This is a genomic window from uncultured Sanguibacteroides sp., assembly GCF_900543425.1.
Lineage (GTDB): Bacteria > Bacteroidota > Bacteroidia > Bacteroidales > Marinifilaceae > Gabonibacter.
Window position 1 is genome coordinate 70,393 of sequence record NZ_UQRQ01000014.1, and the last position, 8,372, is coordinate 78,764.

Consider the following 8,372-nt stretch of genomic DNA (forward strand, 5'->3'; position numbering starts at 1 on the left):
GATTTTTACGAGTGATCTTATCCCTTGCAACTATCGACTCACGGGCAGTTGGATTTCCGTCAGCCACTCTTCCACCGACTCTTTGTTCCAAATGCCGTCAATGTAACAAAAACGAGGTCTTTCGCTAACCTCATAACCATTCGCCTCAGCATAGGCATATAGCTCGGCAAAAGTTTCGGGCATATTTTCATACGCCCCGAAATGATTGACGCAAAGAGCAACGGGGACCTCCGGAAGCTCTTTGAATGCGATCAATTCGGAATCCTTTTTACGTTCAACTACAGCCTCAAAATATTCAATGTCTATATTCACTCCGTACTCTTCATTGTATTCCACCGTAAAACAGTATTCAGGAACCGGACATTGGCATCCCAAACGGTACATTTCCGGACCAATAACATTCGGACACAAGTTGAATAACTCCTGATAAGAATCTATCATACGGCGGTGTGTTGCAAATACTCTTGCAGGCAATGATTTTTCAAATACTTTTTCCATAGCGTTTTTTTGTTGTTGGAGAGTACTTTCCAACTTGATAAGCTCGGTATGTCGCCATTGTAAACGTTCGATCTCGTTTTTACAATGTTCATTTTAACCTTCATCGACTCGGAATCAGGATATATCTTACCGTCATTAAACAGTTCGGCAATCTCTTCAAGACTAAATCCTAATCGTTTAAGATAAACGATTCTTGTCATTTGCCTAAGCTGACCAATATCATAGTAACGATAACCTGTCCACTCATCCACCTCGAAAGGGATAAGTAATCCTATTTCCTCGTAGTGACGAAGCGTTTTGACCGTGACCTGGCACAATTTGGAAAACTCTCCGATTTTAAACCTCATTTTACTTTTCATAAACTCCTGCGCATTTGTTTACAACACAAAGATAACTCCTCCCTTAAGGTACGAGTCAAGAGATTTATCGAAAATATTTCTTTTTAACTATCACAAACAAAATACGCAATATATTACGTATTTTGTTTGTTTTCAAATACGATGTTCGTATCTTCGCATAAAGAGTGTACGCGTTTTCCGTGTAAGCGATTGCATCTACTGTAAACAACAAAAAAGAGAGCGAATGAAAACTTTTCAACAACCTGCTCCCGAAGAAATAATCGGCACGATAGGAGAGTCTTTATATCGGGTTTGGATGAATCTTTGCCGGTTAATCGACCAAAAATATGAAATGGAAAAAAGATGGAATCCCGGAGGTAAAGCCTGGAAATACGAGTACAAATACCGTAAAGGAGGTAAAACGCTTTGTGCATTATATGCGAAAGAAAATGACTTCGGTTTTATGATTATTTTAGGCAAAGAGGAACGATTAAAATTCGAGTCCGATAAAGAATCCTATTCTGCTGAAGTCCGGAAAATATACGAAGAAGCCAAAACCTACCACGACGGCAAATGGTTGATGTTCAACTTAAAAGACACCTCACTTTTTCCCGATATGGAAAAGTTACTATATATTAAACGCAAGCCGAATAAAAAGTAGTTATCGGATCCCGGCCTAACTAATTACAAACAAGAACCTTACAAAAACTATACTATTTTCACAAAACACTAATTCGAGTTGCTCCTTAATTTCACCAAGGGATGATTCAACCCGTTGACAATATTCTTAATCACCTTATACTTCTTAATACTTTCCATCAGTTTCGTCAAGTTTGAAAAGCCGTATGTTCTGGGGTCGAAACTGGGATCGATCTTTCTCAGGTTCATTCCGACATTCGCAATATAGGCCTCCTCATCTTCATTCGTGGAAATCTCAAAGGCCTTATCGATAAGATCTCTGGGTAAAATCTCTTTTGTACTTTTTTCCTTAACAGGAGGCTCTTCCTGATTCACACTTCTCCTTGCGGTCTTTTTGGTTGTCGCCGACTTCAATTCCGGTTCCGCAACCTTTACCTCTTGTTTAACCAAATTTTCACAGAATGTAAATATTTCACAGGATTGCACGAAAGCAACAGGAGTTTTTCTCTCTCCGATACCCATGACAAAAAGTCCCTCTTCTCTAATTCTCTTCGCTAAACCGGTATAATCGCTATCGCTCGATACGATACAGAAACCGTCACAATTTTTAGCGTGAAGAATATCCATCGCATCGATTATTAATGAACTATCCGTTGAATTTTTTCCGGTAGTATATGAAAATTTCTGAACAGGATTTATAGAATATTCATTAACAATATCTTTCCAACTGTTCATTTGAGACTGAGTCCAATCTCCGTATATTCTTCTTATGGTAGCTTTCCCGTATTTAGATACCTCCTGCAATATTTCTTTAATCAGTTTTGCCTGAGCATTATCTCCATCGATTAGAACGGCAATATTAAATCTTTGATTCTTCATATGAATGAACATTTTATCTTTTCAAACTTACTATTTTTACGTTAATTTTCCGCATCTATTCCCTATTTTCTTCCCAAGAAAAACATTTTAGCAAGAATGGACAAGTCATATAGACGGGGAGAACCTATATTTGTATCGTGAAATACAGATAAAACTATGAAACAGAAGAAAACGACACGGGAAGAATACCAAAAATGCGTAAATGCCGTGGTGGATTATATTAATCTTCATCTCGGGGAAGAGGTCGATGTGAAATCGTTGGCCAAGATTTCGCATTTTTCTCCTTTTTATTTTCATCGCATCATGACTGCTTTCCTGGGCGAACCCATCGGAACATTTATTGTCCGGACACGAACCGAAGCGGCCGCCCGTCTGTTGCGGTATTCAGATTTACCGATAGCCGATATTGCCTATCGAATCGGGTATTCCTCCCCTTCTTCCCTATCCAAAGTGTTCAAACAGTTTTATGGTATTTCACCTACTGAATATCGAAACAATAAAAATTTTATCATTATGAAACCAGCTATGATCAGACCGGACTTGGAACTGCAAAGAGAGATCAGAGAGCTTCCCGCTCGAAATGTTATCTATATTCGCCTGTTCGGTGATTACAAACTAAACGATTATTGCGGCACGTGGTTCCGCTTGTTCCAGTTCGCCAAAGAAGAGAATCTACCGACGACCGACCCATCTCCGCTTTGTATTTACCACGACGATCCAAAAGTCACGCCAACAGAAAAATTACGCACGGATGTCTGCATGGTATTGCCCGTCACCGCCACCCCGAAGAGAGACATCGGCTTCAAGCAACTTCCCGCCGGACGTTATGCGACTTTTCTTTACAAAGGATCGTACACTAATTTACAGGCAGTATACGATACGATCTACGGTAAATATCTACCAGAAATGGAGTGTACCCTCCGGGACGAAGCCAGTGCCGAACGCTATCTCAACAATCCTGCCGATACCGCTCCCGATGAGCTATTGACAGAAATTTATATTCCCGTGGAATAACTTAGATCAAACAATTAAAAGATTCTGTGATCGGATGATTATTTTCCTGAATCACGGAATCTTTTAATCACAAAATTATTGCCTTCTTCCTAATATTTGGGACATGTTTTGAATGGCCCAATTCACCAAAGCATCGACATGAGGCATCAGGCTTTCACCCATCGGTGTCAAACTGTATTCGACCCGGGGAGGCACTTCGGCGTACACTTTTCTTCGGATCAATCCGTCCTGCTCCAATGTCCGTAAGGTCACGGACAACATTCGTTGAGATATGTCATCTATTGTTCTTTGTATCTCATTGAAACGCATTGTACCGTTAGCCTGTAAGGTTTCCAACACCAACACCGACCATTTATCACCGAACCTACTGAGTACATCCCGAACCGGACAATTTCCGGTGGCATGAAAATCTTTCAATTTTTTTTCATCCATAAAAACGTGATAATGAATATTAGTTACTTGCACGTAAGTCAATTACAAAACCGTTCGCTCTTGTTTATTCAAAATTACATACCTACCTTTGCTTTACAAAAGTAATAAACTTACGAATAATAACTATTGTTTAACTTAAAAAATAAAATTATGGAAAAGAGAGTCGCCGTTATGGCAGTAAATCCGGTAAACGGTTACGGACTATTCCACTATTTGGAATCATTTTTTGAAAACCATATTCCCTTCACGGTTTATGCTGTAGCCGGTACAAAGACGATTAAAACAAATTCGGGCCTCACTATAGTCGCAGACGATGTCATTGCTAATCTAAAAGGCCATTCGAAAGATTACGAGGCATTGGTTTTCTCATGCGGCGATGCCATGCCTACATTTGCCGATCACATTTCCGAAGATTACAATCAGGATATGCTCGCCGTTATCAAAGAGTTTGACGAGGCAGGAAAATTAATCGCAGGTCATTGTGTCGGAGGACTGTTATTCGATATAGCCGGTATTCTCAAGGGCCGGACAGTTGCCGCACATCCTTTTGTACAATCGGCCATAAAGGGAGGCAAAGCCACAAACGATCCTTATATGGTAGACGGTAAATTATACACGGCCCAGACGGAGAACACATTAAGCAGTCTGATGCCGTTATTGATTTCTGCATTAAAATAAACAAGTAGGGGATCCTCCCCTACTTAACAGTATTTATCACAATATCATAAAGCTTTCTATTGTTTCAAGAGAATACCACATTATAAAAAAGATCATACCGAACTCAAAAATCAATACCGCTTTTCTTTTTTAGAGTTTCAAGAGTCCTTCGGTAAATATCAATATAGGTATCTAAAAAAGTTATAAATATCTCCTGATTCTTGGAAGGTTCATTTTCCCAATCCCGATTCTTTACCTCGGGCATATTCAAGATCTTTTGTACCTGACTGATATCAAGCATTTTTTCCAGTTCTTTAAACGAAAAACGTTTAATCTGTACGATCAATGAAATCAGATGTGCCATTTTTTCTTTATAGGTATTCATAACTGTCTCTATTAAAAATTACAACCAACTGACTTTATAAAAAATATACTTGAATCTTTCCAGCCGATTTCCCATTTCCTAACCGCATCTTTACAAAGTAAATAAAATAAACAGGATAATCATAACTTTTTACCCTGTTTTCAAAAAATCAACTGTAATTATTCACAAAACAATATTTATTTCAGAAATCATCATCGCCGGAGAACGAACAGTCATTTTTTTACGAATAAATAATTCATTCATAATCTTCCCTCCTTTCTTTTCATATAACCAAAGGAGAAAAGCAATAAACAAATAACATACAATTGCTCCGTTGTCCAATAAACGGCTAAAGGGATCGTATCGTTTTCAGCTAATGAAAACAGATAAACAAAATAGATAGCAATAGTTGCCAATTGAAAAACAAATGCCAACCTTGTCTTCCCCAGACCGATCACGGCATTACAATAGACATAAGCCGGTACCGAAAGAAGATAGGTCGATAACATTACAAGTAACGGATAAAAAGCAACCTGAACGACAGAAATTTCATCCGTAAAAAATTGCAAGACCTTTTCAGAAAAAACAAAAGCCATCAAAATCAAGGGTAATCCCGTCACATAAGCCAATAATATAACCCTTTTACAAACAATCCTAATCTTCTCTCTCTCCTTCGCCCCGTACAAACTACTTACCAACGAAATATTTGTCGTTGCAAAAGAGTTCACGATCACAAAAAACAGCAAGGATACACTCCTCACGATATTAGCCGCCGCCAAATCCGTTTCTCCCAAATGCTCGATAGCGATAAAAAACAAAAACCACGGAGCGACACAAAAAAAAGAACGAACCATAGTCCAAACCGAAAGTTTAAACAACCGGGACATTAAGCCGGGTTCAAAACCAAATCTTAACCCGTATTTCTTTCTATCCGTGTACAAATACATATACATACCTAAACTCAGTAGGGCTACTCCTTCTGCCAGAGAAGAAGCCATCGCGGCTCCGGCAATTCCATAAGCGGGAAAACCCGTTTTACCGAATATAAACATATAATTGAGTACCACATTACAGAGAATCATAAGGATCGAATTTCCGGTAAGAATTCCCGTACGGGTGATTCCCATAAAAAACGCTCGAATTCCCAATAAAGGAAAAGCAAACAAAAAACTGTAATTTCGCCAACTCACGTATTGCATGACTGCCGCATAGACATTATCGGAAGTTATCAATCTCCGCAATACCACTGGAGAATAAAAAATGGAGAAACCAAAAATGAAAACGGCAAGTAATAACAAAAACAGCATCCCCTGATAAAAAGTTTTACCGATCTTATCGTAAGCTCCTTCCCCGTTTTGTCTGGCGATCATAACCTGCAGACCGAGACTAAAACCGAATCCGAGCATATAGATCGAAGTATAATACATGCCGGCCAAAGCAGAAGCTCCCAACTCTACCTTTCCTACATGCCCTAAAAAAATAGAATCCGTTAAATTGATAAGTTGCTCCATGAGCAGGCTCACCATAACCGGATAGTTGATGAGCCAGATTTGTTTATAAGTATAATTCATCGTTCAATTCTAATAGCATAGCCCGATGTATCGATCCGATACATCACAACTGTTTAATAAATAATAAAGAAATAAGTCTCTTTCGAAGGAAAGAAACACGTTAAAGATCAGATTCTTTACATTACGAGCGTAGCTATCTGCACACTTGCCATTTCATAAATTGAACTTTGTCATTATTCGATGAGCAAAAGTAAGAAAAACTTTTACATTTATTCCGGCTAAAGAACTATTTAATAAAAAATACACCACCGAATCATGTTTCATCCGATAGTGAATTTTCATTGATCACAAATAATCTGTCCGGAAAGGGGTAAATACATCGATAACCTCTCCTCCTTCAATCACTTCCCAGGCATGTACTATATTTTCGGGAATACTATAACTATCACCGGAAGTCAATATTTCATCCTCCTCTTGATAAACGATTCTGTATTTACCTGATATAACATAACCGCTTTGCTCATTCGGGTGAGCATGCGGAGGGACCCGATCTCCCACCTTATAATTCATCTTGGTTACCATTGATTTTTCACCGACCGCCAAGACATCAAAGGACACTCCTTTAAATTGTCTGCTTTTTGCATTTTCCTTTTTGGTTATCATCGCAATGTCATATTTAGTATTATAAAGTAATAGTCTTCAGTAAATTATAAAAACATTCCGATACTTTCTCTTCCTTAAAAGGCGAATGACCGCATCGAGGTAAAACGATTTGCTGAAATTCCACATTCGCTTGCAGCAAAGGCTCGATCACGCCTTCCAACGGATGCGGATCCATCTCTCCATGAATTACATACACAGGACACCGGACATAAGACAATAAATTTCCCCACTCTCCCCTCTTTCGTATTTCCTCTGCTTCGTGCCAAACGGAAGAATACATTTTCCCATCAACAGGCAATATATCGTTTTTACCCTCTTCAGGTTCCCGAAGCCGGTAATGATCACTTTTTACGACTAATTTCTCCAACTCGATCATGGTATTCTCCTGATCACAGCCACGATTCAGCTTATCAATAAGCGAATCCCACAGCTTACCTTCCTCTCCGGAAAGATTATTTTTCCGACGTTCTGTTATTGAAGGGACATACTTCTCCTCAAAAGGAGCACAACCTACCAGTATCAACTGTTTAACCTTTTCCGGATAACGAACGGCATACAACAATATGAGCCAGGCTCCCCAGGAATGCCCTATAAAAGAGAGAGGTCTATTCGTATAGGTCTCGATCTGTTCTTTTAATTCTTCTATCAACTCATCAATGGTATACTTCGACTGAATAGGTTCCAGTACTCCCACGCTCGAAGATAAATTACGGGCAATTACAGCAACAGCCCCCAATGCGCCCGGTCCCCCGTGAACAACAACGACCCGATAAGGTTCACAGCCATATGTTCTAACCATTTTTTCCCATATTATTCCCAACAAATATAAACATTTCACCAAACAGCATCCTGTTATTTTAAAAAGAATTCTATATTTGTAGAAAGAACCAATTAAAAATTTAGGAGTTATGACAATGCAAATATGCCAAAGCTGCGGGATGCCCATGAACGCAGAGAGTGATTACGGAACAAATCCGGATGAAAGCAAAAACAGAGAGTATTGCTGTTACTGTTTTCAAAAAGGTCATTTTACCAAAGATATCACCATTGAACAAATGATCGAAGAGTGTGCCAATTACGTGAATGAATTCAACGCCGGAAGCGGATTGAATTATACCCGGGAAGAAGCCATTCAAGAGATGAAAAAGTATTTCCCGACTCTTAAACGCTGGCAAAAATAATTATTCAGGTCATTCTTTTCAAGTTATACTGTCCGTGAGTCATTCCCGAACAAACGAGAAAAAATATACCATTTTTGTAGAATCAAAAACAAGCATTATATTTGTATCCGCAACTTAAAATTGCCCTTTAAAATTTTGGTGTGGTAGTTCAGCTGGTTAGAATACATGCCTGTCACGCATGGGGTCGCGGGTTCGA

General features: G+C 39.0%; 12 protein-coding genes. 4 read left to right on the top strand and 8 right to left on the bottom strand.

All coding sequences use genetic code 11. The features are described from left to right. Nucleotides 1-30: 30 nt before the first annotated feature. Both QZR76_RS09265 and QZR76_RS09270 read right to left on the bottom strand, forming a co-directional pair. Nucleotides 31-498 carry a GyrI-like domain-containing protein gene (locus QZR76_RS09265; protein ID WP_294142488.1) on the bottom strand — a complete coding sequence of 156 codons (468 nt, stop codon included), beginning with the start codon at nucleotides 496-498 and terminating at the stop codon, nucleotides 31-33. Beyond that, nucleotides 438-857, bottom strand: a complete 420-nt coding sequence (locus tag QZR76_RS09270; protein ID WP_294142490.1) for a helix-turn-helix domain-containing protein — start codon at nucleotides 855-857, stop codon at nucleotides 438-440. The genes QZR76_RS09265 and QZR76_RS09270 overlap by 61 nt, the downstream gene beginning before the upstream one ends. A gap of 223 nt (nucleotides 858-1,080) precedes the next feature. Between QZR76_RS09270 and QZR76_RS09275 the strand changes: the two genes are divergently transcribed. Next, on the top strand, nucleotides 1,081-1,497 hold the full coding sequence (locus tag QZR76_RS09275) for a DUF3788 domain-containing protein (RefSeq protein ID WP_294142492.1): 417 nt from the start codon (nucleotides 1,081-1,083) through the stop codon (nucleotides 1,495-1,497). Between the two features lie 68 nt (nucleotides 1,498-1,565). Here QZR76_RS09275 and QZR76_RS09280 read toward each other — a convergent pair whose 3' ends face one another. After that, nucleotides 1,566-2,354 carry an NYN domain-containing protein gene (locus QZR76_RS09280; RefSeq protein ID WP_294142494.1) on the bottom strand — a complete coding sequence of 263 codons (789 nt, stop codon included), beginning with the start codon at nucleotides 2,352-2,354 and terminating at the stop codon, nucleotides 1,566-1,568. A 156-nt stretch (nucleotides 2,355-2,510) separates the two neighbouring features. Between QZR76_RS09280 and QZR76_RS09285 the strand changes: the two genes are divergently transcribed. Beyond that, the gene (locus QZR76_RS09285; protein WP_294142496.1) at nucleotides 2,511-3,368 is read left to right on the top strand and encodes an AraC family transcriptional regulator; all 858 of its coding nucleotides are present in this window, start codon (nucleotides 2,511-2,513) and stop codon (nucleotides 3,366-3,368) included. A gap of 75 nt (nucleotides 3,369-3,443) precedes the next feature. Here the strand turns inward: QZR76_RS09285 and QZR76_RS09290 are convergent, their stop codons facing one another. After that, the gene (locus tag QZR76_RS09290; protein WP_294142511.1) at nucleotides 3,444-3,785 is read right to left on the bottom strand and encodes a helix-turn-helix domain-containing protein; all 342 of its coding nucleotides are present in this window, start codon (nucleotides 3,783-3,785) and stop codon (nucleotides 3,444-3,446) included. A gap of 165 nt (nucleotides 3,786-3,950) precedes the next feature. On the opposite strand from QZR76_RS09290, the gene QZR76_RS09295 reads away from it, so the two are divergent. After that, entirely contained in the window at nucleotides 3,951-4,478 is a 528-nt protein-coding gene (locus tag QZR76_RS09295; protein ID WP_294142497.1) for a DJ-1/PfpI family protein, read from the top strand. Nucleotides 4,479-4,581: 103 nt separating this feature from the next. On the opposite strand, the gene QZR76_RS09300 is transcribed toward QZR76_RS09295, so the two are convergent. From QZR76_RS09300 to QZR76_RS09315, 4 genes are all read right to left on the bottom strand, one after another. After that, nucleotides 4,582-4,842, bottom strand: a complete 261-nt coding sequence (locus QZR76_RS09300; protein ID WP_294142499.1) for a hypothetical protein — start codon at nucleotides 4,840-4,842, stop codon at nucleotides 4,582-4,584. Nucleotides 4,843-5,081: 239 nt separating this feature from the next. Further along, the gene (locus QZR76_RS09305) at nucleotides 5,082-6,392 is read right to left on the bottom strand and encodes an MATE family efflux transporter (protein WP_294142501.1); all 1,311 of its coding nucleotides are present in this window, start codon (nucleotides 6,390-6,392) and stop codon (nucleotides 5,082-5,084) included. Nucleotides 6,393-6,677: 285 nt separating this feature from the next. After that, complete coding sequence (locus QZR76_RS09310) at nucleotides 6,678-6,995, bottom strand: cupin domain-containing protein (RefSeq protein WP_294142503.1); 318 nt, start codon at nucleotides 6,993-6,995, stop codon at nucleotides 6,678-6,680. A 19-nt stretch (nucleotides 6,996-7,014) separates the two neighbouring features. Continuing rightward, nucleotides 7,015-7,794: an alpha/beta hydrolase gene (locus QZR76_RS09315; RefSeq protein ID WP_294142505.1), complete on the bottom strand. Its 780-nt coding sequence runs from the start codon at nucleotides 7,792-7,794 to the stop codon at nucleotides 7,015-7,017. Between the two features lie 109 nt (nucleotides 7,795-7,903). Between QZR76_RS09315 and QZR76_RS09320 the strand changes: the two genes are divergently transcribed. Continuing rightward, complete coding sequence (locus QZR76_RS09320) at nucleotides 7,904-8,176, top strand: zinc ribbon domain-containing protein (protein ID WP_294142507.1); 273 nt, start codon at nucleotides 7,904-7,906, stop codon at nucleotides 8,174-8,176. The last annotated feature ends 196 nt before the right edge of the window (nucleotides 8,177-8,372 follow it).